The organism is Scytonema millei VB511283 (assembly GCF_000817735.3).
Taxonomy (GTDB): Bacteria; Cyanobacteriota; Cyanobacteriia; order Cyanobacteriales; family Chroococcidiopsidaceae; genus Chroococcidiopsis; species Chroococcidiopsis millei_B.
Map to the genome: position 1 here is coordinate 31,635 of NZ_JTJC03000007.1, position 24,946 is coordinate 56,580.

General features: G+C 45.4%; 19 protein-coding genes. 9 read left to right on the forward strand and 10 right to left on the reverse strand.

Annotated features, from left to right (window positions below):
* Positions 1–147: 147 nt before the first annotated feature.
* Positions 148–1,683: a SagB/ThcOx family dehydrogenase gene (locus QH73_RS21385; protein ID WP_039717603.1), complete on the forward strand. Its 1,536-nt coding sequence runs from the start codon at positions 148–150 to the stop codon at positions 1,681–1,683.
* Positions 1,684–1,797: 114 nt separating this feature from the next.
* Here the strand turns inward: QH73_RS21385 and mnmE are convergent, their stop codons facing one another.
* The 4 genes from mnmE to QH73_RS21405 all read right to left on the reverse strand — a co-directional run bounded on the left by mnmE (position 1,798) and on the right by QH73_RS21405 (position 8,154).
* A complete protein-coding gene (gene mnmE, locus QH73_RS21390) occupies positions 1,798–3,177 on the reverse strand; it encodes a tRNA uridine-5-carboxymethylaminomethyl(34) synthesis GTPase MnmE (protein WP_039716244.1) in 1,380 nt (459 codons plus the stop codon).
* A gap of 280 nt (positions 3,178–3,457) precedes the next feature.
* Positions 3,458–5,737 carry a GumC family protein gene (locus QH73_RS21395; protein WP_052290127.1) on the reverse strand — a complete coding sequence of 760 codons (2,280 nt, stop codon included), beginning with the start codon at positions 5,735–5,737 and terminating at the stop codon, positions 3,458–3,460.
* Between the two features lie 692 nt (positions 5,738–6,429).
* Positions 6,430–6,606: a hypothetical protein gene (locus QH73_RS21400; protein WP_165587757.1), complete on the reverse strand. Its 177-nt coding sequence runs from the start codon at positions 6,604–6,606 to the stop codon at positions 6,430–6,432.
* 93 nt (positions 6,607–6,699) lie between these two features.
* Positions 6,700–8,154: a sensor histidine kinase gene (locus QH73_RS21405; protein WP_039716243.1), complete on the reverse strand. Its 1,455-nt coding sequence runs from the start codon at positions 8,152–8,154 to the stop codon at positions 6,700–6,702.
* A 271-nt stretch (positions 8,155–8,425) separates the two neighbouring features.
* On the opposite strand from QH73_RS21405, the gene QH73_RS21410 reads away from it, so the two are divergent.
* The 4 genes from QH73_RS21410 to QH73_RS21425 all read left to right on the forward strand — a co-directional run bounded on the left by QH73_RS21410 (position 8,426) and on the right by QH73_RS21425 (position 12,948).
* On the forward strand, positions 8,426–9,589 hold the full coding sequence (locus QH73_RS21410) for an HlyD family efflux transporter periplasmic adaptor subunit (RefSeq protein ID WP_039716242.1): 1,164 nt from the start codon (positions 8,426–8,428) through the stop codon (positions 9,587–9,589).
* Positions 9,586–10,740 (forward strand): ABC transporter permease DevC, encoded by a 1,155-nt coding sequence (gene devC, locus QH73_RS21415; protein WP_039716241.1) that lies wholly within the window; start codon positions 9,586–9,588, stop codon positions 10,738–10,740. Before QH73_RS21410 ends, devC (QH73_RS21415) begins: the two co-directional genes overlap by 4 nt.
* 108 nt (positions 10,741–10,848) lie before the next feature.
* Positions 10,849–12,021: an ABC transporter permease DevC gene (gene devC, locus QH73_RS21420; RefSeq protein ID WP_039716240.1), complete on the forward strand. Its 1,173-nt coding sequence runs from the start codon at positions 10,849–10,851 to the stop codon at positions 12,019–12,021.
* 186 nt (positions 12,022–12,207) lie between these two features.
* Positions 12,208–12,948: an ATP-binding cassette domain-containing protein gene (locus tag QH73_RS21425; protein WP_039716239.1), complete on the forward strand. Its 741-nt coding sequence runs from the start codon at positions 12,208–12,210 to the stop codon at positions 12,946–12,948.
* Positions 12,949–13,035: 87 nt separating this feature from the next.
* Here QH73_RS21425 and QH73_RS21430 read toward each other — a convergent pair whose 3' ends face one another.
* Both QH73_RS21430 and acs read right to left on the reverse strand, forming a co-directional pair.
* Entirely contained in the window at positions 13,036–13,773 is a 738-nt protein-coding gene (locus QH73_RS21430; RefSeq protein ID WP_039716238.1) for a hypothetical protein, read from the reverse strand.
* Positions 13,774–13,879: 106 nt separating this feature from the next.
* Positions 13,880–15,850, reverse strand: a complete 1,971-nt coding sequence (acs, locus tag QH73_RS21435) for an acetate--CoA ligase (RefSeq protein ID WP_039717601.1) — start codon at positions 15,848–15,850, stop codon at positions 13,880–13,882.
* A gap of 182 nt (positions 15,851–16,032) precedes the next feature.
* Between acs and QH73_RS21440 the strand changes: the two genes are divergently transcribed.
* Positions 16,033–16,218, forward strand: coding sequence for a hypothetical protein (locus QH73_RS21440; RefSeq protein ID WP_165587758.1), 186 nt, complete (start codon positions 16,033–16,035; stop codon positions 16,216–16,218).
* A gap of 40 nt (positions 16,219–16,258) precedes the next feature.
* Complete coding sequence (locus tag QH73_RS21445) at positions 16,259–16,993, forward strand: TerC family protein (protein ID WP_039716237.1); 735 nt, start codon at positions 16,259–16,261, stop codon at positions 16,991–16,993.
* A 41-nt stretch (positions 16,994–17,034) separates the two neighbouring features.
* Here QH73_RS21445 and ndk read toward each other — a convergent pair whose 3' ends face one another.
* On the reverse strand, positions 17,035–17,484 hold the full coding sequence (gene ndk / locus QH73_RS21450; protein ID WP_039716236.1) for a nucleoside-diphosphate kinase: 450 nt from the start codon (positions 17,482–17,484) through the stop codon (positions 17,035–17,037).
* 236 nt (positions 17,485–17,720) lie between these two features.
* On the opposite strand from ndk, the gene speA reads away from it, so the two are divergent.
* Positions 17,721–19,730: a biosynthetic arginine decarboxylase gene (gene speA, locus QH73_RS21455; RefSeq protein WP_039716235.1), complete on the forward strand. Its 2,010-nt coding sequence runs from the start codon at positions 17,721–17,723 to the stop codon at positions 19,728–19,730.
* A gap of 132 nt (positions 19,731–19,862) precedes the next feature.
* On the opposite strand, the gene QH73_RS21460 is transcribed toward speA, so the two are convergent.
* From QH73_RS21460 to QH73_RS21470, 3 genes are all read right to left on the reverse strand, one after another.
* Positions 19,863–21,029: a nucleotidyltransferase family protein gene (locus tag QH73_RS21460; protein ID WP_039716234.1), complete on the reverse strand. Its 1,167-nt coding sequence runs from the start codon at positions 21,027–21,029 to the stop codon at positions 19,863–19,865.
* A gap of 201 nt (positions 21,030–21,230) precedes the next feature.
* Complete coding sequence (locus tag QH73_RS21465; protein ID WP_039716233.1) at positions 21,231–22,130, reverse strand: segregation/condensation protein A; 900 nt, start codon at positions 22,128–22,130, stop codon at positions 21,231–21,233.
* 246 nt (positions 22,131–22,376) lie between these two features.
* Positions 22,377–23,930: a YcjF family protein gene (locus QH73_RS21470; RefSeq protein ID WP_039716232.1), complete on the reverse strand. Its 1,554-nt coding sequence runs from the start codon at positions 23,928–23,930 to the stop codon at positions 22,377–22,379.
* A 142-nt stretch (positions 23,931–24,072) separates the two neighbouring features.
* On the opposite strand from QH73_RS21470, the gene QH73_RS21475 reads away from it, so the two are divergent.
* Entirely contained in the window at positions 24,073–24,708 is a 636-nt protein-coding gene (locus QH73_RS21475) for an alpha/beta hydrolase (protein WP_201278287.1), read from the forward strand.
* Positions 24,709–24,946: the final 238 nt, after the last annotated feature.

A 24,946-nucleotide genomic window follows, 5' to 3' on the forward strand; every position in this document is an offset into this window, starting at 1 on the left:
GATCGCCCAGCATAGCCGCATCATAGCTATGTTATATGAAAGCGATCGCCACGATTTTGCGCAGTCACTAAACTAATACGCTGGAATGAATGCGATCGCCCCTTGGAGTGCAAAGATTGAAGAAAGGAAAACTTCTGCCAGATGGCTATGCCAGAACAGTACGGATCGATCGCCCAATACTACCACGAACGCACGAAATACGACCCTGAGACAATTGCCGCTAAAAGTCAGGGATTGGATTGGTCGAAGCAACCGTCGCCATTTAAAGAGTATAAGATCGGTACGGTTTTCGATCTCAAGCCCTATCTGCAAGCAGATGCAGAGGCTTCAGCAGTCATTCCAGGGATTGCTTGGTGGCAGCGATTGTCTCATCTTTTACTATATAGCTACGGGATCACTGCCAAAGTTCCCACTATGATGGGGCAACCGCTCTATCTCCGCTCTGCTCCCTCGGCTGGTGGCTTATATCCAGCCGAAGTTTATCTAATTTCTCGCGGTACGCCACTCATTCCAGCCGGACTTTACAACTATAACCCGCTGACTCATTCTCTCACTCAGTTTTGGGAAAGCGAGGTTTGGAGCGACCTGCAAGCAGCCTGTTTTCAACATCCAGCTCTAGAAAGTAGCGAAATTGCACTGATCGCCACAGCTATATTCTACCGCTCGGCTTGGCGCTACCAAGACCGCGCCTATCGTCGGATATTTTTGGATACCGGACATCTGCTAGGTAATATTGAATTAGCTGGCGCTTTGACTAACTTTCGTCCCTACTTAGCGGGTGGATTTATTGATGCAGCTGTTAACCAATTTCTGTATCTCGATCCAGAACAGGAAGGAGCGATCGCGGTCATCCCATTAGTAGATTTGGCAGCACAACAATTACCCCTCAAATTACCGTTCAGTTGCACAGCCTTACCATCTGCTACCCAAGCTGAGTATCCCGAAATTCCCGACGGCGAACTACTGGCTTACTGCCATCAAGCAACGCAAATAGACGAAATACCAGCAGCAAAAAGCCTAGAGCAAGAGGAAGTCGTTGATTTAGAAGATAAATACAACTTTCCTTTTTGTTTGAAAGTTTCAACTAATACTAACCCGATAGATTGGGGAGTAGATTTAGTCGGGTTGGAAACGACCATACTCGAACGCCGTTCCACCCGTGCTTACACTGGGGCTGAACTCACGATAGATGAGTTAAGGGTCTTGTTAGATTTCACCTATCAACCTCAGCATTACGTCGAGCGAGGATTTGATGGCACTCCAGACTATTTCGACTTAAGCTTAATTGAAACATTTATCGCCGTATCTGGTGTTACAGGCTTAGAAGACGGTTGCTACTACTACGCACCAAAAGCCCAAGAACTGCGGCAAATTCGATTTAAAAACTTTCGCCGCGAACTGCACTTCCTCTGCTTAGGACAAGAACTCGGTCGAGATGCAGCCGCCGTTCTCTTTCACACCGCAGACCTGAAAAAAGCTGTAGCACGCTATGGCGATCGCGTTTATCGCTATCTACATATGGATGCAGGACATTTGGGACAAAAACTGAATTTAGCCGCTATTCGTCTCAACTTAGGTGTGAGCGGTATCGGTGGCTTTTTTGACGATCGCGTTAACGAAGTTCTTGGCATTCCAACTGACGAAGCCGTACTTTATATCACTACGTTGGGAAGACCGAGATGAAAAAGTCAAAAGTCGCAGGGGCGGGTTTTGTGAAGATACCTACACTAGAATAAATAATTTTGCGGTTAAACCCGCCCGTACAGAAATCAAGTCAAAAATGAGGAATTCTTTTATTCATTTTCCGATACAAAACTGGCTGAAAATCCGATCTAGGACTGACTCTGTGACTTCTTCACCAGTAATTTCTCCTAGTGCTTGAATTGCACCGCGTAGATCGATCGTCCAAAAATCTAAAGGTAACTGCTGTTCGATCGCCTCTCGTACCTGTTCTAAGCAAGTTTGCGCTCCGATCAGCGCGGCGGCTTGACGTTGGTTAATTGCTAAATCTAGATTGGCAGAATCTACCTTTCCCGATCGCACCTTTGCCAAAATTGCTTGCTCTAAAGCATCTATACCGCGATCGCAAGCAGCAGCCGTTGTCACGACCTGACTGATTTCGGCTGGATAATTCACTGTTTCCACCGCAGCAAGATCGATTTTATTAATAACTAAAATTAACGGACGGTGTTTTACCTGAAGGTAAATTTCCTCATCCGCCTGAGTCCATCCCGCTGCTGCATCAATTGTCAATAAAATTAAATCGGCGGCTTCAGCGCTAGAAAGCGATCGCTCGACTCCCATTTTCTCGACTCGATCTTCCGTAGCGCGAATTCCGGCTGTATCTAATACCTGAATCGGAATTCCTCCCACGATGAGTTGAGACTCGACCACATCGCGAGTCGTACCAGGTAAATCGGTGACAATAGCGCGATCGCTACGACTCCAGGCATTCAACAAACTCGATTTTCCCACATTCGGACGACCGACAATTGCCACTTTTAATCCCGTGCGTAATAATTCGCCTCGATCGGCTGTAGCCAGAATTTTGCTGACTTCTACCCCAATTTGGGCTAGTTCTGCTCGAACTAGTGTTTCATCCAATGGTGGTAGATCCTCCTCAAAGTCAATTCTTGCCTCAATTTCTGCTAGGACATCCAAACATTTCGTTCGTAATTGACGAATTGGGTGAGCTAATTTTCCCTGTATACCTGCCAAAGCCGTCTGCGCTGCTTGCGGCGATCGCGCCCCGACCAAATCGGCTATACTTTCGGCTTGGGTTAAGTCTAAGCGTCCGTTTAAAAATGCTCTGAGAGTAAACTCTCCTGGCTGCGCTAGTTTTGCTCCTCCTTCCAAACACAATTGCAACACCTGCTGTACTGCCATAATCCCACCATGACAGTGAAACTCAACGACATCTTCGCGGGTATAGGAACGTGGAGCCTGCATGATGAGCAATAACGCCTCATCCACAAGTTGCTGTGTTTGGGGATGGCGAATGTAGCCGTAGAGAATGTGGTGGCTTTCCCAAATTTGTTTTCCGGGGGTATGAAATAAACGACGCGCGATCGCGATCGCTTCATTTCCCGAGACCCTAACAATACCTACGCTACCCTGTTGCGGTACTACCGCAGTGGCAATGGCAGCAATAGTAGACAATGCGATCGAATTAGACATTTATTGCCGAAACACGCAACAGACAACACATATAGGGCAACACATATAGGGGCGCACGGCCGTGCGCCCCTACAAATTTATTGTAATCAAATTAGAACTGCTACATTTTTGTCTCAACAACCAATACGGGCAGGTTTAATTGCAAAATGATTTGTTCTAGTGCAAACTATTGGCAACAAACCCGCCCCTACGACTGAACGGGCGGGTTTAATTGTAAAATGATTTATTCTATTACAGACATTAGCAACAAACCCGCCCCTACGACTTCTGCGTTCTCACACTAATAGTAGGCGCTCTTGTAGCCCGTCGTCACTCCGTTAGCAACTGCACCAATCACAGGGCTACCGACAATTTTTAAGCTTTCTAATGCCTTTGCCAGCGCCGAACGATGAGCTTTGCCCATACCTACAACTAAAAGACTTGCATCTATATGAGCAGAGAGGAGATTGCTATCTGCAAGTCCTAATAGTGGGGATGTATCGTATACGATCAGGTCGAAAGCAGATTCAAACTGTTTTGCTAGGTTTTGCATCTTTTGAGATGAGAGCAAATGGGCAGGATTGGGGGGAATTTGTCCGGCTGTTAAAACATACAAACTCTCAACTTCTAACGATGTCTTGCTGAGTGATAGTTCGGCGCGATCGCTATTCTTAACTGCTACTGGTTCGCAATTGACTCGATGCAACACATCTTGAAAATTGATGTCATTCACGATGACATTACTTAAGCCAACGGTGTTACTTAAACCTAAGCGTTTGTGAATGTTAGGATTGCGTAGATCTGCATCCACTAATAGCACTCTCTGCCCCATCATGGCGGCTGTTTGAGCTAAATGGAGTGCCACTGTAGATTTTCCTTCTTCCGCAGCAGCAGAAATGACAGCCAAAGACCGGATCGGCTTATCAAAACCCAGAAAGCGGATATTCGTGTACAAAGAGCGCAAAGATTCCCAAAACTGAGCCATAGTTTGCTGTTGCGTTTGTGATTTTTGTTGGCTCGATTTTGCGATCGGATTGATAGATTTTACGAGTTCGGTAACGCCAGCTTGAACCGAACTAGCGTCTTTTTTCAGGGGAATTTCTCCCAGTAGCGGCAATCGGGTTAAATCTTTTACTTCTTCAGGCGTATGAATCACATTGCTGAATTTTTCGATCAGCAATGCCACTGCAATACCCGTCAATAAACCCATAACTGCCCCTAACATTAAATTACGTTTCAGGCTCAACGAAGAAGTTACAGGGTCGGTAGGAGGAGTGATCAGCTGCCAAGGCACTTGTTTTTGTGCCAAATCTATGCGTAATGCTTCGCGCTTAGTTAAAAACTGATTTAAGTTTTCGGAAGCAATTTTTAGTTGCCCTATGAGATCGTCATTCTGGCGTGCCAGTGCGGGAAATTGCTTCACCTGCTGCCTTAATACCATATCGGCTTGAGCCAGCGCTTTATTCTCTGCCTCTAAAGTTTGAATCTGGTTAGCCGCCTCTAATATTTGCTGTGTCTGTTGCTGGCGAATAGTATTGGTAGAGGCAAAGGCTGGCAGCTGATTCGATACACGTATGTTCTTGCCTAAGATTGCCCTTCTTTCCTGTTCTACTAAGGGAAGTAAATTTCGTTCCTGCGATCGCAGTGCCTGAACTGTAGGACTATCTTCCCGATATTGCGCTGCTGTAACAGCAATCTTGGTTTGAATCTTTTGGAGTTCGTTTAACAACGCTTGATAGCGGGGTGCTTCACTCAAAGCCGTGACGACTGCTGCTTCTGGCGATCGCATTTGTAACTGCTGTTGTAACGCATTATAGAGGGCGCGAGTTCTGGCTAATTGAGTCTGCGTTTCTCGTTGTTGCTGCGTAATTAGATTCAGTCGATCGGCAAGTTGTTTGCCTTGCCCTTCAGTATCGATTAAGTCATGTTTTTGTCGGAAAGTTTGGAGCCTTTCTTGTAAAGATTCAACTTGTTGACGTAATTTTGGTAACTGTTCTTCTATAAATTGAAGTCCCATCCGCACGTCAGACCGACGCTCCTCTAAGCTATAAACTAAATAAGCTTTAGAAAGCAGATCCAGTACGTACTTAATTTTTTCTGGATTTGGATCTCGGTAAGTTACTGAAATAATATTAGTATTCGGCAGTCGTTCAAACTTAAGCTTTGTCAGGTCGGCATTTGGATACTGCGTTAATACTTGCTTGGCAACAGGAGTCATAATTTTAGGACTCTGTAATACCTTAATTTCAGTTTCGTTGACGCTTCTTTGTTCGGTTTTGATTTCGTTGAGAGGAGATATCGACAGCTTATTCTCAGCAGTTATAGGTTCGAGCAGTAAATCAAACTTGGCTTCATAGACTGGTTTACTTAGTAAACCATAAACTACTGCCGCAGCTGCAACTGTGGTTGCTACACTCGCAACTACAAGCATTCTTCTTTGAACTGCGGCAATTAGCTTTCCTATGTTTAAACCACCTTCATCACCTTCTTCTAGCTGCGCTTTAGATGCCAAAGGTAAAGACTGACTTTGAGGACTGTTGCTCTCAGTTAACAATTTCTGAAGATGGTGTTTAGTCTCCATTCTGGGTTTCCACTTATTGTTTACTCATAATGCACCCGTAGTAGAAAGTTTGAATGAACTTTCTACTATGAGAGCGTACAGTGATATATATAGATATTTACTCTAGGAAAATCCAACTAATAGTTGATTGCTTAATTATTTGAGTTACTTTGTGTTGTTAGCTTGGCTACAGTTGAGTTCTGTAAGTTAGAATTCAGTTTCTAGCCACCGAATATACGGCTATAAAAATATGCTGCGCGATCGCAGTTGAGTCTGACATTTAATAAAAACCATTGATTATTATGACTGTTTAGCAAACCAACCTATATTAATTAGTCTTCTTTTATACTACACACTTATTGAGGATTTACGGAATTTTTATATTGTGTCCCATGATTATAAATATTAAGTAAAATTTCGGATAAGTATATTGAATTTCTTCCTAGTTTCTTGCATTGGGCAAAGTTTTACCTAGTAGGAGAGTAAATTGAGAATAATTACAAAAAATAATGAAGCGATCCGAACAACTCGCAAATATAAGCTACAGCTACAGGAGCTTGAAAAAGCATAACTTAAATTCGATCGAAAAAATCTTAAAAGCGATCGCGATCGTGCCAAACTTTTACAACTTTCACAGTTAAGAAATTATCTGCACGTACTTTCACCGATCGCAAAAATACGGAAGCGATCGCTGCTATGCGATCGAGACAAGATTATCGAAACGAGTTATGGTTGCTGCACTGTGGAATGAGAATGCCACGATCTGTGAGTTGGTTCATGGTAGCTTGAACTTTAGCTATAGGTAACTCAAGCTTGTAAGCAACTAGTACAGCACTACAGAAAGGATGACGTTGGAGTACGTTGAAGACGTTCTGCTCTAGGTCGCTCATGAATCTGTCCTCCAAGCTGTTCTTGTCTCAAAAATAGGACGAGAAAGTGAATAAACTGTGAAGCCAAGAGATAAAATTTTTCTCACGCTTGACTTACGCATCACCACTCGCGGGTAGCGTGACGGTAAAAATCGTACCTTGTCCGAGGGTACTTTCGGCAGTAATTTGTCCTTGATGGTTGGCAACAATCGCAGCCGCAATTGCTAAACCCAATCCCGAACCTGTTGATGCTTGTACTCCTTGTGATGCTGTCGTGTGGGTACGCGCAGGATCGACGCGATAAAAGCGATCGAATAAGTGAGGTAAAGCAGTTTCGGGAATACCAATCCCCGTGTCTTCGACTTTGACTTGGAGGCGAGAAGAGAGGAGCGAATGGTAGGGGCGCACAGCTGTGCGCCCGTACAGAAGGGGCGAGGAAAAAAGTTCTTTGTTAGTCGTAATATGTTGTAGCTCGACCCGAATTTCGCCATCTTCTGGGGTGTAATGTATAGCATTACCAATCAAGTTGGTAAATAATCGTGCTAGTTGATTCCAGTCCCCCTGGAGAGTAAACCAATCGTCTTCGGTTTCTGTCTCCGTTGGTGCGGTTAAATCTAGGAAAATTTTGATCTTCTTTTCTGCTGCGGCGAATTGCTGTTCTTCTACTACTTCCATTAACAGTGCATCTAAAGGACAGGCAGAAAATTGTGGTTGAACGATCCCGCTATCTTGACGCGCTAGAAATAATAAGTCATCGACAAGACGACCGAGGCGTTTAGTTAATCGTTCTACTACTTTTAATTGTTGTCCGTATTTTAAAGATCCTGCGCCTTGCCCTCCGGCTGAATCTAATTCTGCTAAAGCGACTTGGACGTTAGTTTGAATTAAGGCGATGGGGCTTCTCAATTCATGGGAAGCATCAGCGGTAAATTGTTTCAGGCGTTGGTAAGAATCTTTGACGGGTTCCATCGCTTTTCCCGACAGAAACCAACCGCAAAGCGCTACGGAAACGAGCATCAATCCAATTCCCAAAATTAAATCAAAAGCGAGTTTTTGACTTGGTTTAGTAACTTCAAACCAAGGATGACTGACGCGCAAATATCCTAAAACTTGTCTTCCAATTTGGATTCTTTCGGTAACTTGTCTGAGGAGGAGTGAGGAGTGAGGAGTGAGGAGTGAGGGAGTTTCTACATCTTGATGGTGGCTAATTTGAACAGTTTCACCCGTGCGGTTGGGATGTAAGGGAATATCTAAAGGTTCCGTAAAGGTTGACCAGAGTAGTTCTCCAGTAGGGCTAAACCATTCTAAATCGATGCGATCGTCATCGACTGTATCGGCATTATCTCGAAAAGAAGCTTCAATATTTAACCGCTGTCCGCTTTCTGGAGAAATTGGTTCGATGACCAGCGATCGCCCAACAACTTCTACGACATGATTTAAGGTATCGTCAATCCGTTCGATCAGGGTATTGCGGACGTACCAATACATCCCACTGGCAAATAGGAGCAGTAGGATAGCAGTAACGGCTGTATACCAAAGCGCTAATCGGCGACGAGTGGTTTGGAACATGAAACGGGGTGTGGGGTGTAGGGTGTAGGGTGTGGGGACAAGGGGGAGACGTTAAAATTCAAAATTCAAAATTTACCACGCGCCACGCGCCACGCGCCACGCACCACTAACAAATGACAAATGACAAATTATAAACTACGAGTCAGAAATAATGGACTGCGAAGTATTCCGGTAGTAGCATGGCGATTAGCTCGATAAGAGAGGTTGTTGTCACTGTTGAGGTAGTCAAGAGGAAACGCTAAAACAAATTACATCGGCGGATGTCGAGATTATGATTTTCAAGGAGTTAAAACCCAAACGGGGTTGGATTATAGGTGTGACTGCGGGAGCGATCGCGATCGGTTTAATTGGTATCGGAGTCACTCAGTTGAGAAATTCCGAGCAAAACAAACCAACAGCATCTCAGACTCCTGCACCTCTACCTCAAAAGGTAACAGTTGTTGCCCTTGGACGACTAGAACCGCAAGGGGAAGCAATTCGCGTCAGCGGTCCTGGGGGCGAGCGAATTGGCAAACTATTAGTCTCGCGGGGTGATTTGGTCAAGATAGGGGCGGTTATTGCTTATTTAGAAAGTTACGATGAGAGGCTGGCGGAAAGAAATTATGCTGCTAGTCAATTAGCTGAAGCGCGGGAGAGGCTAAAAGCAACGACTGCATACGCTCAAGCCCAAGTTCAAGAAGCTCAAACGCGAATTCAACAAGTCGATCGCCCCGGGACTTTTGAAGTCGAGGCGCAAAGAGCGACCGTCCGCCAGTTAGAAGCAGAGCTAGCTTTAGCACAAACTGACTTGCAACGCAACCAAAACCTTTATCAAGAAGGAGCGATCGCCAAGCAAGAATTAGATCGGCAAGTCAGTCAAACGCGCAGCTTGCAGGAACAACTCAACAACGCCAAAGCATCCTTAATTCGGCTAGAAAATGCCGTGAAAGCGAATTTAGGCAACGCGGAAGCTCAACTGAAGTCAGAGCAAGCAAATTTACCGTTATCTCAAGTCCAAGTTGCAGCGAGATCGGCAGCACAAAATCTGAAATTAGCCGAAGCACGTTTGCAGCGGACAATTATCCGCGCCCCCAGAACTGGAAGAATTTTACGAGTTTTTGCTTATCCTGGGGAGGCGATCGCCGATGATGGCATCGTGGAAATGGGAGATACCCGCCGGATGTATGCCGTAGCTGAGGTGTATGAATCTGATGTGGGGTTGGTAAAAGTCGGGCAAAAGGCAACGATTACCAGTCGTAACGGTGCTTTCGCTAAACCCATAACCGGAGAAGTTTCGGAAATTGGCTGGCAGATCTTTAAAAATAACGTTCTCGATGACGATCCGGCGGCTAATGCCGATGCACGGGTGGTAGAGGTGAGAGTGCTTTTGGATGATAGTCAAACAGTAGCAGCTCTGACCAATTTACAGGTAGACGTGAAAATAGACGTGAAATGAGGACTCCGATCGCCTGGTTGAATTTGGTACACGAAAAAACGCGGTTAGTTGTGGCGATCGCTGGAGTTGCGTTTGCGGTCATTCTCGTATTTATGAACTTGGGTTTTTTGGGTTCTCTGGCAAAATCTGCCAGCCAAATGTACGAGCAAATTAATGCCGATATCTATCTGCGATCGCCCCTAGCTTTAGAAATTAGCAGTACCAAACCCTTTGCGATCGAGCGGATCTATCAAGCACGCGGAGTTAACGGCGTAGAAAGAGCCATGCCACTTTATTTAGGTTATCTCCAATGGCGCAACCCCGAAACTCGCCTGAGTCGGGCGATCTTTGCCTTTGGCATTAACCCCAGCGATCCGGTGTTTTTGATTCCAGAATTGGATTCTCCGGCAAATCGAGCCGCGCTTCTACGTCCAGATACCGTCCTGTACGATCGCCTTTCTCGCCCTGAATACGGGACGCAAAAAATTGGCACGACGACAGAAGCCAGATCGAGAGGAATTGGCAGAAAAGTCACAATTGGCGGGCAATACACCTTCGGCGGTGGATTTGCTGCTGATGGGACGTTAATAATGAGCGATCAAAACTTTCGCCGCTATTTCGATCCCTTTCCGCTCAACCGCGTCAGTTTAGGACTGGTGAAACTGCGATCGGATGCAGATCTCAATCTAGTTGTCAAGGACTTGCGGCGAATTTTGCCCAAAGATGTCGAAGTGATTACGAAAGCAGAAATCATCGACCGCGATCGCGCCTACTGGATTGGAGCAACATCCACAGGCTTTATCTTTGGCATGGGGGTAATTGTCTCCTGTATTGTCGGTGTCGTCATCGTCTATCAAATCCTCTATACCGATGTTTCCAGCCACTTACGGCAATACGCCACCCTCAAAGCAATGGGTTATCGCAGCCGAGTTCTGTGCGCGATCGTCATTCAAGAAGCAATTATTCTTGCTCTTCTAGGTTACATTCCAGGCTTCGCCATCTCCCTCGGTCTATACGATCTCACCTTAAAAGCCACTAGCGGCGGTTTACCAATCGCAATGGAATTCGGACGCGCTATCTTGGTGCTGCTATTAACGATCCTCATGTGTACCATCTCCGGCATAGTTTCCCTGCAAAAAGTCATCAACGCCGACCCCGCCGAAGTCTTTTAATCAGTTATCAGTTATCAGTTATCAGTTATCAGTTATCAGTTATCAGTAAAGAGTGGTTAGTGTTGTTACTTACGACTTACGACTTACGACTTACGACTTATTTCAGTTATGCTTCCCCCCCGTCACACTCCTTTAGCTTGGTTCAATTTGACTCACGAAAAGCGCCGCTTGCTGACTGCAGTTGCAGGGGTGTCTTTTGCCGTGTTGTTGATGTTTATCTTTCAAGGGTTTGAAAATGCTTTGTACGACAGCCAAGTACAACTGCTCAAACGGCTGAATGGAGAAATTCTGATCGTCAATCGGCTCAAATACAATATGTTTGTACCAGAGCAATTTGCCCGCAGACGACTTTACCAAGCACAAAATTTTGAGGGTGTAGTTGCTGCCTATCCTTTTTATACAACTACAGGCGATTGGAAAAATTCTGAAACGAAAACCATCCGACCATTGCGAGTCATTGCTTTCAATCCTGATGACCCTGTATTACCTCTGCCTGGAATTTTACAAAATCGGGAGGCGTTGAAGCTACCTTGGACGGCACTAATTGACGACCAATCGCGATCGGAGGTGGGACCGATCGCGCCTGGTACAGTTACCGAACTCTCAGAACAGCAGATTCGATTGGTAGGAACTTTCAGTCTGGGAACAGACTTTGCTTCTGGAAATGGCAATGTTGTTATCAGCGACCAAAATTTCTTACGCTATTTTGCTAATTTGGCTCCAGAGGAAGACAGCCGCACGCTCAATACTGTCGATATCGGACTGTTAAAAGTGGCGGAAAATGCCGATGTCGATGCGATCGCATCTGCACTACGCCAGCAATTACCGCAAGATGTCGCCGTGTGGACGAAAGCCGAGTTCGTGCAAAAAGAATTAAGCTACTGGCAAGAGAATACAGCAATTGGCTTTGTATTTTCTCTACTCACAACAATGGGATTTTTCGTTGGGATTATCTTGGTTTATCAAATTTTATATACAGATGTGGCGGAACATTGGGCAGAATATGCCACGCTCAAAGCGATCGGTTATTCTAATTTCCACTTGTTAGGAATTGTGTTGCAGGAATCAGTGATTCTAGTCTTTTTTGGTTTTGTCCCAGGATTTTTTATCAGTTTGGGACTGTATAGTTTAACAGCTAGTTCTACAGGTTTGTTAATGCAAATGACTTGGGGACGAGCAATTAATATTCTGATTGCTACCTTTATTATGTGTTTGATTTCGGGCGCGATCGCCGTGCGTAAAGTTCAAGCGACAGATCCGGCGGAGGTATTTGGTTCGTGAGAAAAATAAGTAAGTCAAAAGTTAAAAGTCAAAAGTCAAAATTTTTCTATTGCCGACTCCCGAACGCCAGTTCGCACAACGGGGGGAACCCCACCGGACAGTTTGCTCAACGGGGGAAACCCCCGCACGCAACTGTCCTCCGCAAGCGACTGGCTCCTCCCGACTCGCTGCTATACGTGACAGCTTATGACAGATAAATGTGCTGTTATAATTCGCCAGCTCAATTACTATTTCGGGCAAGGCGATCTACGTACCCAGGTATTGTACGACATTAACCTCGATTTACCCAAAGGACAAATCGTGATTATGACTGGTCCATCGGGTTCGGGTAAAACAACGCTTTTGAGTTTAATTGGAGCCTTGCGCTCGGCTCATGAAGGTAATTTGCAAGTATTGGATAAAGAATTAGTCGGACTCAACAAATCTCAATTGGTAGAAGTGCGGCGCAATATTGGCTTTATCTTCCAAGCACACAATTTATTTGAATCTCTCACTGCTTCGCAAAATGTAGAAATGGCAGTGGAGTTAACAAATAACTGGCGAGAAAAGCGCAAATTAGCAGTAGAGATGTTGAGCCAGTTGGGGTTAGCAAATCGCGTAGATTACAAACCCAATGCTCTATCGGGAGGACAAAAACAAAGAGTTGCGATCGCCCGTGCTTTAGTCAATCAACCGCAATTAATTTTAGCAGACGAACCTACTGCTGCTTTAGATAAAAAATCGGGGCGCGAAGTCGTGATGTTGATGCAAAAACTTGCCAAGGAACAGAGCTGCACGATTTTAATTGTGACTCACGATAATAGTATTTTAGATGTTGCCGATCGCATTATTAACTTAGTTGAAGGTCGCCTAGAATCAGACGAAAATTTAGATAATTTCGTCTCTAGCCGCGATCCGAAAAGCCTCGATCGGAGGATGTTTAGTTGATGCAAATAACAATTCTGCTCTACATCAAGATATAAACTATTCTTTTGCAAACCAATTTATTAAAAGAATATGGAATTTATATTGCGATTATTTATTAAATACGATTTGTGCTTGTTCTAAAATAGATAAACTTCTTTTCAATTTAATAATTTGCGATCTAAAAATCAACTTAGATCGGAACTGAAGTAATTGATTTAGTAAAATAATTATTGCTCCACCTCCAGTTAAATAAAGTATCGCTATTCTATCAAAAGAAATTCCCAAATTGTAAACGAAAAACGACACTGCGATAAAAGAAAGAATAGGTGCAAAACTAATTGAAATTGCTTCTTTGCTTTCCATTTCATCGATTAAGTATTTTATGTGAAGCTTAATATGTTCTATGTTTTGATAATTCGTGTTAGTGTCAATGATTTCTCTAATTTTTCTAGCTGCACTACGAGTAAATGCAGTATCTTTTCCGACTCTTCTAACATAATCTCTAGTTGTTTCTCTTGATAATCTCCATAATTTATAGATTTTAATAACTATTGCAACTCCTCCGGGGATTAAACTAAAAATAAATACTATTAGCAGAATACTTTGCCAAATATTTACAATTGATGGCGATAAATATTTAATGTTTTTTATTAGTAAAATTAAGCTGACAAGACAAATCATTAAAAGTATGGAAAAACTGATAAAACTCCATTCCTCATATTTACTCATGCCTGTCGCTTCATGTAAAATCCAATTTTCTTTTAGCTGACGTTCTTCTTTTTCTAACAGATATCCTAACAAGTCAAAAATCTCTTGTAAATCTTTGTCATTTGATAGTTGCTTCATTTATTCACTCCTAAACAAAACAGATTTATATCAAAAGACTTTTGTGTACGAAAGTGCGATCGCCCTTCGATAATGAAGCGATCGCACATCCGAAGAAAAAATGTAATTAAGCGCCTTCCCGCAATTTATCCAACACGCTACGATCTTCCAAAGTCGAAGTATCGCCAGAAACTTCTTCACCTGCGGCTAGAGAACGGAGTAACCGTCGCATGATTTTCCCCGAACGGGTTTTGGGTAAAGAGTCGGTAAAGCGAATTTCTCCAGGACGCGCGATCGCCCCAATTTCATTCACAACGTGCTGCTTGAGTTCTTTATTTAAAGCCTCGCTGGGTGTTATCGTTCCTTCTAGGGTGACAAAGGCAACGATTTCTTCTCCTTTCACCTCATCTGGCTTACTCACGACGGCGGCTTCAGCTACCGCTGGATGAGACACCAAAGCTGATTCAACTTCCATCGTCCCCAAACGGTGTCCGGCTACGTTGATCACGTCATCGACACGACCCATCACCCAGTAATAACCATTTTCATCTCGTCTTGCCCCGTCTCCAGCAAAATAGACGTACTGTCCATCTTTGGGGGGAATGTGTTCCCAATAGGTGCGGCGGAAGCGATCGGGATCGTTGTAGACTGTCCGCATCATTCCAGGCCAAGGGTGACGCACGACTAAATAACCACCGTTATAATCGCCTACGGGGTTGCCTTCTAAATCCACTACGTCAGCTAAGATTCCTGGGAAAGGACGAGTCGCCGAACCAGGTTTAGTAGGAATTGCCCCTGGTAAGGGCGTAATCATAATACCCCCAGTTTCCGTTTGCCACCAAGTATCGACAATCGGACAGCGATCGCCTCCAATAACGCGCTGATACCACATCCAGGCTTCAGGATTGATCGGTTCGCCTACCGTTCCCAGCAAGCGTAGGGAAGAGAGATTTTTGGCTTTGGGCAAGTCTTCGCCCATTCTAATAAAGGCGCGAATCGCCGTAGGTGCGGTGTAGAAAATATTCACGCCGTATTTTTCAATTACGTCCCACATACACCCAGGATTAGACGGACGCGGCGCACCTTCATACATCAGTGTAGTTGCACCGTTAGATAGGGGACCGTAGACGATGTAACTATGTCCGGTAATCCAACCCACATCCGCCGTACACCAGTAGACATCAGTATCTTGCAGATCGAAGATCCATTTGGTTGTCATGTGGGTGTAGAGGTTGTAACCTGCGGTTGTGTGGACGACACCCTTCGGTTTACCCGTGCTACCAGAAGTGTAGAGGACAAACAGCATATCTTCGCTGTCCATCGGTTCGGCGGGACAATCTGCTGATGCACCTTTTTCTAAATCGTGCCACCAGCGATCGCGTCCTGCTTCCATGTGAACTTCTTGTCCTGTACGCTTGACAACGAGGACGTTTTCGACTGTGGGGACGGCATTGTCAGCTAAAGCTTTATCGACTTGATCTTTAAGGGGAACGATCGCATCTTTACGCCAACCGCCATCGGCTGTGACGACTAACTTAGCTTGGGCATCGTTCAAGCGATCGCGCAAGGCTTCGGCGCTGAAACCACCAAAGACAACGCTGTGAGGTGCGCCAATTCTGGCACAAGCTAACATGGCGATCGCGGCTTCAGGGATCATTGGCATATAGATCCCGACAAGATCGCCTTTTTTTACCCCCAACTGTTTGAGAACATTGGCAAATTTACAGACTTCCCGATGTAGCTGCGCGTAGGTGAGGGTGCGAGAATCACCTGGTTCGCCTTCCCAGATCAAAGCAGCTTTATTCTTACGCCAAGTGGTCAGGTGGCGATCGAGACAATTGTAAGAAATATTTATTTTGCCACCGACAAACCATTTCGCAAAAGGCGGTTGCCAATCTAACACCGTGTCCCATTTTTGGAACCAATGCAATTCTTTTTCCGCTAGTTCAGCCCAAAATTGCTGTGGATTGGCTTTGGCTTTGTTATAGAGTTCTTCGTATTCATCAAAGCTTTTGATATGAGCTTTTTGTGAAAATTCTGCTGGCGGTTGAAATAAACGCTTTTCTTGCAGGATGGATTCAATCGTGATTTGTGACATAGCGATCGTGCTCATCGTTATTGCTACTAAAAACCATTCTGAATGCAGATTTGCCCGAAATTGTTTTGATTTTCGTTAAGATGGGCAACTACCCGTATTCGACAATTGTAGTCAGATAGCTCCATCACTATTTGCGATCGTGAAAGTTGTAGATGGAACAAAGCTTGCTGTGAATTATCCTGTTGATAGCAATTTTCGATTGTGTGCGTGACACGGGTAGGGGCGCACGGCTGTGCGCCCCTACGGACGTGTATTTTACCCAATTGAAAACCGCTATGAGAACGCGATTTCAGGCGATCGCAACGCCTAGCCTACTCTCCCTCTCTCCCGCTCAACAGGTTAAGCTGAATGGAAGAGTCATATTTTGACAAGCTGTATCTGTAGGGTCTTCAGGTTTAAAAACTGTTAATGATAGACGAAATACTAAATTCCCCGTATCACGCCAGCATTGAAACCGCCGCAGTCTTAACCATATTGATCTTTTTAGAAGCGGTACTCTCGGCTGATAATGCGATCGCCCTAGCCGCGATCGCCCAAGGACTAGAAAATAAAAAACTCGAACGTCAAGCGCTCAATCTCGGCTTGGTAGTTGCCTTCGTGCTGCGGATTGCCTTAATCTTGACAGCAACTTGGGTACAGCAATACTGGCAGTTCGAGCTACTGGGGGCGCTTTACCTGCTATGGTTAGTATTTCAACACTTTACCTCAGCAGAAGACGAAGACCACCTGCACCACGGACCTCGATTTCAAGCGCTTTGGCAAGCTATCCCCATCATCGCCTTCACAGATTTGGCATTTTCCCTCGATAGCGTCACTACAGCGATCGCCGTTTCTCAAGAACGCTGGCTGGTACTGACGGGGGCTACTGTTGGTATTATCACCCTTCGATTCATGGCAGGTTTATTCATTCGCTGGTTAGATGAATTTACCCATTTAGAAGATGCCGGATACATTACCGTTGCCTTGGTAGGCTTGCGATTGTTGCTGCGGGTAGCTAACGATGCTTTAGTACCCCCAGAATGGTTAATGATAACCGCGATCGCGCTGTTATTTCTCTGGGGCTTTTCCAAGCGCAATGTTGAGGACTCTCCTGAAGCGATCGTACCTACAGAGACTAAAGAGAAAAGCGAAGTATCGAAGTAGGTTGACAGTTGACGGTTAACGGTTAACCGTCAACTGTCAACTTATTCCTTAATCCACGGAGTCAAGCTAGGTTCCCAACTCGCTAGTTCTTCTTCCTTAAACCAGAGGCTAACTTCTTGTTGGGCAGTCTCCGGTGCGTCAGAACCATGAATGATGTTACGCCCAATGTTAACGCCATAGTCGCCCCGAATTGTTCCTGGCTCTGCTGTTAGGGGGTTAGTAGCACCGATCATCTTCCGCGCTGAAGCAATAACTCCATCGCCTTCCCAAACCATCGCTACGACGGGACCCGAAGTGATAAACTCAACTAAACCTTGGAAAAAAGGTCTTTCTCGGTGAACGCCATAATGCTGCTCGGCAAGTTCGCGGCTGACTTTCATAAACTTCATCCCAACCAGGGTAAAGCCCTTAGCTTCAAAGCGGCGAATAATTTCACCGACTAAACTCCGTTGTACGCCATCGGGCTTAATTGCTAAAAATGTGCGTTCCACAGCTATCTTCCTTTGAGTTGTCATTAGTCATTTGTCATTTGTCATTTGTAACTTACTCATGACTGCTGACAAGTAACAAATATCAAAATCAGATTATCTTAAATCAGCGACCAGTTATCAGTTACTTACGACTTACGACTTACGACTTACGACTTACCCATTACCTTAATTTGAATAAGTTACACTGGCTATGCGTGGGGCTGTACAGAGGTTAGAAAGACGAGGTGAGAATAGAGATGGGAGCAGAGCCAACTGTAGGAGAAATGGAGCCAGCAACGGTTGCAGAAACCACAACCGAGCTAAAAAACGGCAAGCCGAAGTCGTTGCAAATTGCTCCTGGTAAATTATCGCGTTCGTGGACGATTGAGGACAGCGAAGCGCTCTACCGAATTCAAGGGTGGGGCGAACCATATTTTTCAATTAACGCCGCTGGTCATATTACAGTCTCTCCCAAAGGCGATCGCGGTGGTTCGTTGGATTTGTACGAGTTGGTAAATGCTTTAAAACAGCGAAATTTGGGACTACCTCTGTTAATTCGCTTTTCCGATATTTTAGAAGACCGGATCGAGCGGTTGAATGCTTGTTTTGCCAAGGCGATCGCCCGTTACAACTATCCTGGTGTTTATCGTGGCGTATTTCCGGTCAAATGCAACCAACAACGCCACCTCATTGAAGATTTGGTACGATTTGGCAAACCGCACCAGTTCGGCTTGGAAGCTGGCTCTAAACCAGAGTTAATGATTGCTTTGGCGTTGCTAGATACTCCAGGGGCGCTGATTGTTTGTAATGGCTACAAGGATAAGGAATATATCGAAATCGCCATGCTAGCCAGCCGTTTAGGACAAACACCAATCGTCGTCCTAGAGCAAGTTGAAGAAGTCGATTTGGCAATTGAAGCAAGTCGCCAGTTGGGAATTCAGCCAATTTTAGGCGTGCGGGCAAAACTCAGTACCCAAGGAATGGGACGCTGGGGAACTTCTACAGGCGATCGCGCTAAATTTGGTTTGACTATCCCTGAAATCATTCAAGCAGTAGAAAAGTTACGCGCCGCCAATCTCCTCGGTTCGCTGCAATTACTCCACTTCCATATCGGTTCCCAAATCTCCGCGATTAATGTCATTAAAGATGCGATTCAAGAAGCCAGCCGCATTTATGTAGAGTTGGCGATGCTGGGAGCAAACATGAAGTATTTGGATGTAGGTGGCGGCTTGGGTGTAGACTACGACGGCTCCCAAACTAACTTCTACGCCTCCAAAAACTACAACATGCAAAACTATGCCAATGACATAGTGGCAGAGTTGAAATATGCCTGTGCGGAACGGCAAGTTTCAGTCCCGACTCTAATTAGCGAAAGCGGACGAGCGGTTGCTTCCCATCAGTCGGTTTTGATCTTTGATGTCGTCAGTACTTCCGATGTTCCTTTCGGTACGCCAGAACCACCCAAGGAGGACGAACCGCCAATCGTCCACCACCTTTGGGAAACTTACCAATCGATTACTAACGAAAATTATCAAGAGGCGTATCACGATGCGGTGCAGTTTAAAGATGAAGCCATCAGCCGCTTTAACTTGGGAATTATGCGCCTGACAGAAAGAGCTAGGGTAGAGCGGATTTACTGGGCTTGTTGCGAGAAGCTGATGGAAATTACCCGCCATGAGGAGTACGTACCTGACGATTTGGAAGAACTAGAGAAAATCATGGCTTCCATCTACTACGTCAATCTTTCCGTATTCCAATCAGCACCGGATTGCTGGGCGATCGATCAGCTTTTCCCGATCATGCCGATCCACCGTTTAGACGAAGAACCCGATCGTCGGGGCATTCTAGCGGATTTAACCTGCGATAGTGACGGCAAAATCGATCGCTTTATCGACTTGCGAGATGTGAAATCCGTGTTAGAAATGCATTCCTACAAACCAGGAGAACCCTACTATCTGGGCATGTTCCTCAATGGTGCGTACCAAGAGATCATGGGTAATTTACATAACTTGTTTGGAGATACTAACGCCGTCCACATTCAACTAACACCCAAAGGCTATCAGATCGAACATGTTGTTAAAGGCGACACCATGACTGAAGTTTTGGGCTACGTACAGTACGACGCTGAAGATCTGGTTGAAAGTATCCGCCAGCGTAGCGAACAAGCCATGTCAGAAAAACAAATTACCTTGCAAGAATCCCAGCGTCTCCTCCAAACCTACGAACAGAGCCTGAGCCGATATACGTATTTGTCTTCGCCAGCGTAAGTTGTAGGGGGTGAAACATCTGTAGGGGCGCAAACCATCTGTAGGGGCGCAAACCATCTGTAGGGGGTGAAACATCTGTAGGGGCGCAAACCATCTGTAGGGGCGCACAGCTGTGCGCCCCTACATGCATTATTAACTAGCTTCAATCCCCAGTAATTCAGCGATCGCCTTTCTTTCAATTGCAGGCTGGGATGGCGTTTCGACGCGGGTATCCGTAATCAACCAGTCTAAGGCAGCAGCTTGGACATCGATCATGGCTCCCGTTTTATCGACGCAATAGCGTCCGTAGACAAGCTTATCTACGAGGCGGACTCCCGGACCTAAACGTGAGTACTCGAAAATGACGCTGTTGTCAACTGTAGCGCCGCCACAGATATAGCAGTTGGGACCGATCATGGTAGGACCAACTATTTTCGCGCCATCTTCAATCCGCGTCATTCCACCGATATATACGGGACCAGTAATATCTACTTTGTCCCAGTTCACAGCAACGCTCAGACCAGTGTAAATCCCAGGACGAACTTCATGTCCTGGAATTTGGACGTTTTTAATTTCACCTTGGAGTACGCCGCGAATGGCTTGCCAGTAATCGGGAACCTTACCGATATCCACCCATTCAAAATCCATCACCAAGCCATAAAAAGGTGCATTTTTTTCTACAAGTTTGGGAAATAGTTGACTACCAATATCAAAATTTTCTCCAGATGGAATGTAATTAAATATTTCTGGCTCAAATATATAAATTCCCGTACTAATGTTGGTACTCAGAGCTTCTTCAACTTTTGGCTTTTCTTGGAAGGTTCTGACTCGTCCGTCTTCGTCTGTCACCACGATCCCGTAGCTAGGGACTTCTTCGCGGGGAACGGATTTCATGATGACTGTAGCAATAGAGCCTTTCTCTCTATGCCATTTCACTGCTGCCGTTAAGTCTAAGTCAATTAGCGCGTCGCCGCACAGTACAACAAATGTATCGTCAAAAAACGGCGCGAAGTCCTGAATTCGCCGCATTCCTCCCGCAGAGCCTACCGCTTCGCCGACGAGAACGCCATCGACAATTTTTCCTTCAAAGGAATAGGCAAGCTGTACGCCAAAGCGCTGTCCGTCGCGGAAGTAGTTTTCGATTTCGTTAGCTAGGTGGCTGACGTTGACCATGATTTGGTCAAAACCGTGTTGGCGCAATAGTTCAAGGAGAAACTCCATCACTGGCTTTTGCAGGATGGGAATGAGCGGTTTGGGGATGGTGTAGGTAATGGGGCGGACTCTCGTACCCTTACCCGCTGCCAGAATCATGGCTTTCATCAGAAGCTACTCCTCAACATGAGACAACTGTAAGTGATTGATGCAAAATCGACTCTTGCTTAAAAACAAATGCGATCGTTTGATTGCATTTTCGATCCTCGTTTAATTCTCTACCGAAATCATCCCGAAAACTACACAGCATAGTTGCCTGCCAAGTACAGCATACTAAATACTTTTTGCCAAGCGCGATTGCCCCCCCTTTTAAACAGAACATACAGTGGTTTTGGAGTCAGTATCGCCGATCGCCAATTGTACGGGATCGCTCAAAGTCCGAATTTTAATATCTTGATAAAACTCTTCTTGCGACAATTCCACTTTAGATTGGGCTGAGAGTAGCAGCAACGCCCAGAAGACGCTGACTTTTTCGTGTTTTTGCGATGAAGGGCAACCGCGATCGCTCGGCAATTCGCTATGAGACATAGTAGCTACGATAGATGTGGCGACTTGTTTCGTTTGCGTCCATAAATCTACTAACTGTTCTAAATTTAGCCAATTTTGTTCTAAAGTAAAAAATTGTGACGAGTAGCGAGATAAAAACTCTTCGAGTTCTCGCGCTACTTGAGTCAGATTTTCCTGGTGAGCCAGTTCTAAGGGCTTGCGAGCATCTGCGCGTGACTGAGATACAGAACGGCGGCTGCGGCTAGTTTTGGCTGTCAGATTGCCTTCAGACTGCAACTGAGTCGCAATTAACTGCAAATGCTCGATCAAATCTTGGAGGGTTACAGGGCGTTTTTGGGGAGGTACGGCAACCGGACGACGATGTAATTGCTGTTCTAGAGGTAAACGCAACCGCGTACCAAATTCCCCTTCCCCTACCAGCAATAACTCTTCTGTATCCAGTTCTAACTCGTCAGGGGGAGAATCTAGTCCAGTGAGGGTGTTGGCTTTAAATAAGACTAGCAGCGATGCCAGTAAAAAAGCCTGTCCCGATTGAGATAAATTTGATTCGTATGAGCCTGGTGTTATTTCTTGGGCTGCTAGCAGCGCATTCAAGTAGCGATCGATCGCTTCAATGACTCTGACATCCCAAGGATCGATTTCTCCTCTCTGTGCCAGCTCAATTAACAGCGCAATTCCTTCAAAAATTTCAGCAGCATTCATGCTTGACCTAAAAGAACGTCATTGGTCATTGGTCATTGGTCATTGGTCATTAGTCATAAGTGAGTAGTGACAAACAGTCAGTTTTGACTTTTGACTTTTTGACTTTACCTCAGTCTTACCGCAAGATCTTGAAGGGGAAATTCGAGATTGGTGAAATAACTCAACAAAAATTAAAGGAGTAGTCGTTAGTCGTCTCTGAAAAAGTCTAAACGTAAGTCTTAGAGGAGTTAGGCACTTAATGAGTTCTCATCGCCACTCCTGCTCATTTTCTGTAGTTTGACGACTGGTTAAAGGTTGAATCACCCGCGCGAGCGCCTGCTGAACGAACTCGCGAATAAATTCATCGCGGCGACTTAATTGAAACTGTTGCTGTACGACTTCCGCAATTCCGCCATCACCCCAATCGCGATCGCGGCGGAAATATTCAATGAAACTTCTGCCAGCAATCCGAGTTAAATAAGCCGCAGTCACGGCTTGAATTGCCCTGCCAATCAGAAAAGTCGGTACGGTGAGTTGCAAAGCAGCACTGAGTAACTGAAATGCCCCTTTCACAATACCCAAACTTGCCAAAATTTTACCCAAAGATAAAGCAAGTTCCTTTCCTCGCTCGATATTTAACTCACATCCGTAAACGCTGCCAATTTCTACCACCATTTGGGCGTTAACAGCCGCAGTTGCGAGTAAATCGGCTACTGGTATCGGCGTGACCAACACCACACCCGCCACGATCCATTGATATCTTTCGACAACTTTCTCGGCTTGCTGTCGCTGTTGGGTATCGATCAGCTGACGCGCTTCTTCCCCCAGACGATGAGATTGTAGGAGAATATTATCGGCAATTAATTCTTCTCCCTCCTGCCGCAAAATCGCCGCCATGCGACGTAATAAGGGAGTGACTTCGATATCTGGCTGAAAGATTTCCCCTTCTGGCAATGTCACGGGTTGAGGGTTAGCCGCGATCGCCACAACATCATTTGCTGCAATTAAATCTTTAACCCGTTCGCGCAACCGGGCAAGGATTTGTTCTTTATCCTCATCGGCATACAAATCTGTTTTATTCAGAACTAATAGCGATCGCTTACCAATTGAAATCAACGCCCGTAAAGGTACGTATTCCGATTGTCGCAAATCGTTATCAACCACAAATAACAGTAAATTTGCCTCAGTTGCTAACTGACGGGCTACCTGTTCTCGTTCCGTTCCCGCCACGCCCGCCTCTTGAATCCCTGGAGTATCGGTAATCAAAATTTTGCGTTCTAAACCTTTTAAGCGCAAAGTATAGGTTTGTCCTACCGTCGTCGTTCCCATCGGTGCGGCAATTTGCCCGACAATGCGCCCGAAAATGGCATTTACCAGCGAAGTTTTACCAGCCGAACCCGTACCGAAGACGACAACTTGAAGATTTCCCCGTGCTAGATTCGCTTCAATGTCCTGCGATCGCTCGATTAACGCCTGTCGCGTCACCTCATCTTGAATTTGGGCAACTTGCTGTCTTACCGCTGAGAGATTTTCCGCCGCAGCTTCCGTCTTTTGCGGTGGGATCTGTGTTTGTTGCGCCTGTCTTTGCTGTTTTCTCCGTTGCGATCGCCTTTCTCCCCGTTGAATCACGAGTATGTAGTAGACAATTGCCGCAATCAATGCCAACATCAACCCAATAATTAAGGCAATGAGGAAATTGCACAGTAGCGGCGAATACCTGCATACCTCGGCAATCTGTGCTACGGAACTCACCAACCACAGAACTAACCCCAAGGCAATAGCAATGCCTGCAATAATGGCGATCGGGCGCAGTCTTTTCATCAAGTAGGATGAGACAAAGTAACTACCCCAATCTTAATCTGGTAGTTGGTAGTTGGTAGTTGGTAGTGGAACCTTTGGAACCAGACTCTTTTCTAGTCACCAGCCACTAGCCACTAGTCACTTTTAAGATATATTAAGAAAGCTGAACGGTGGGAGTAAAGCTTTGAGTTTAGAAGCGATCGCGGTTGCGCCAACAACGGGGACGAAACCAGCAGGATTGGTTGTAGTACTGCACGGCTGGGGGGCAAATGCTAAAGATTTAGCCTCTCTCGTACCTTTATTAAACCTAAACAAATATCAATTTTTATTTCCCAACGCTCCTTTTCCCCATCCTTATACTTCTGTCGGTAGGATGTGGTACGACCTTTCTAGCCAAGAGTATCAAGGTATTCATGAGAGTAGGCAGATTTTGAAAGATTGGCTGCTTTCCCTCGAAGCTTCCACTGGCGTACCCCTGTCAAGAACGATCTTAAGTGGATTTTCCCAGGGGGCAGCAATGACTTTGGATGTAGGATTAGGCTTACCTCTGGCGGGTTTAATCGCCTTAAGCGGGTATATGCATCCTCTCTCGCAACAATTAGATGAAGTTCCGCCAGTACTCATCGTGCATGGTAGGCAAGACACGGTCGTACCACTCAAAGCAGCCCAATACGCTAGAGATAACTTAATTGCCTTGGGTGCTGCCGTCCAGTACCAAGAATTTGACATGGGACACGAAATTCGCCCAGAAGTACTACCACTGATTCAGCAGTTTGTGAGAGCAAGGAGTGAGGAGTGAGGAGTGAGTGCGTCCAACTATCAACTATCAACTACCAACTACCACGCACCAAAAAGATATTTACTTAACAAGTATTAAAATTACGATCGCAATCCGTTAACTTGCGGAGATTTACCCTTGATAAAGTGAGTAGTATATAGAGGGGACTGGAGGAAAGTCGGAAGTCAGAAGTCGGAAGTCGGAACTAACTGATAACTGACAACTGATAACTGATAACTGATTCTGGGGAGGATCGTAG

What these genes read in the sequence shown, in the direction of transcription:
- QH73_RS21460 (WP_039716234.1), bottom strand. Translation starts at nt 21,029, where the DNA reads ATGAAAGCCATGATTCTGGCAGCGGGTAAGGGTACGAGAGTCCGCCCC.
- QH73_RS21405 (WP_039716243.1), bottom strand. Translation starts at nt 8,154, where the DNA reads ATGTTCCAAACCACTCGTCGCCGATTAGCGCTTTGGTATACAGCCGTT.
- QH73_RS21385 (WP_039717603.1), top strand. Translation starts at nt 148, where the DNA reads ATGCCAGAACAGTACGGATCGATCGCCCAATACTACCACGAACGCACG.
- QH73_RS21395 (WP_052290127.1), bottom strand. Translation starts at nt 5,737, where the DNA reads ATGGAGACTAAACACCATCTTCAGAAATTGTTAACTGAGAGCAACAGT.
- mnmE (WP_039716244.1), bottom strand. Translation starts at nt 3,177, where the DNA reads ATGTCTAATTCGATCGCATTGTCTACTATTGCTGCCATTGCCACTGCG.
- QH73_RS21470 (WP_039716232.1), bottom strand. Translation starts at nt 23,930, where the DNA reads ATGAAAAGACTGCGCCCGATCGCCATTATTGCAGGCATTGCTATTGCC.
- QH73_RS21425 (WP_039716239.1), top strand. Translation starts at nt 12,208, where the DNA reads ATGACAGATAAATGTGCTGTTATAATTCGCCAGCTCAATTACTATTTC.
- QH73_RS21430 (WP_039716238.1), bottom strand. Translation starts at nt 13,773, where the DNA reads ATGAAGCAACTATCAAATGACAAAGATTTACAAGAGATTTTTGACTTG.
- devC (WP_039716240.1), top strand. Translation starts at nt 10,849, where the DNA reads ATGCTTCCCCCCCGTCACACTCCTTTAGCTTGGTTCAATTTGACTCAC.
- QH73_RS21445 (WP_039716237.1), top strand. Translation starts at nt 16,259, where the DNA reads ATGATAGACGAAATACTAAATTCCCCGTATCACGCCAGCATTGAAACC.
- QH73_RS21400 (WP_165587757.1), bottom strand. Translation starts at nt 6,606, where the DNA reads ATGAGCGACCTAGAGCAGAACGTCTTCAACGTACTCCAACGTCATCCT.
- acs (WP_039717601.1), bottom strand. Translation starts at nt 15,850, where the DNA reads ATGTCACAAATCACGATTGAATCCATCCTGCAAGAAAAGCGTTTATTT.
- speA (WP_039716235.1), top strand. Translation starts at nt 17,721, where the DNA reads ATGGGAGCAGAGCCAACTGTAGGAGAAATGGAGCCAGCAACGGTTGCA.
- QH73_RS21410 (WP_039716242.1), top strand. Translation starts at nt 8,426, where the DNA reads ATGATTTTCAAGGAGTTAAAACCCAAACGGGGTTGGATTATAGGTGTG.
- devC (WP_039716241.1), top strand. Translation starts at nt 9,586, where the DNA reads ATGAGGACTCCGATCGCCTGGTTGAATTTGGTACACGAAAAAACGCGG.
- QH73_RS21465 (WP_039716233.1), bottom strand. Translation starts at nt 22,130, where the DNA reads ATGAATGCTGCTGAAATTTTTGAAGGAATTGCGCTGTTAATTGAGCTG.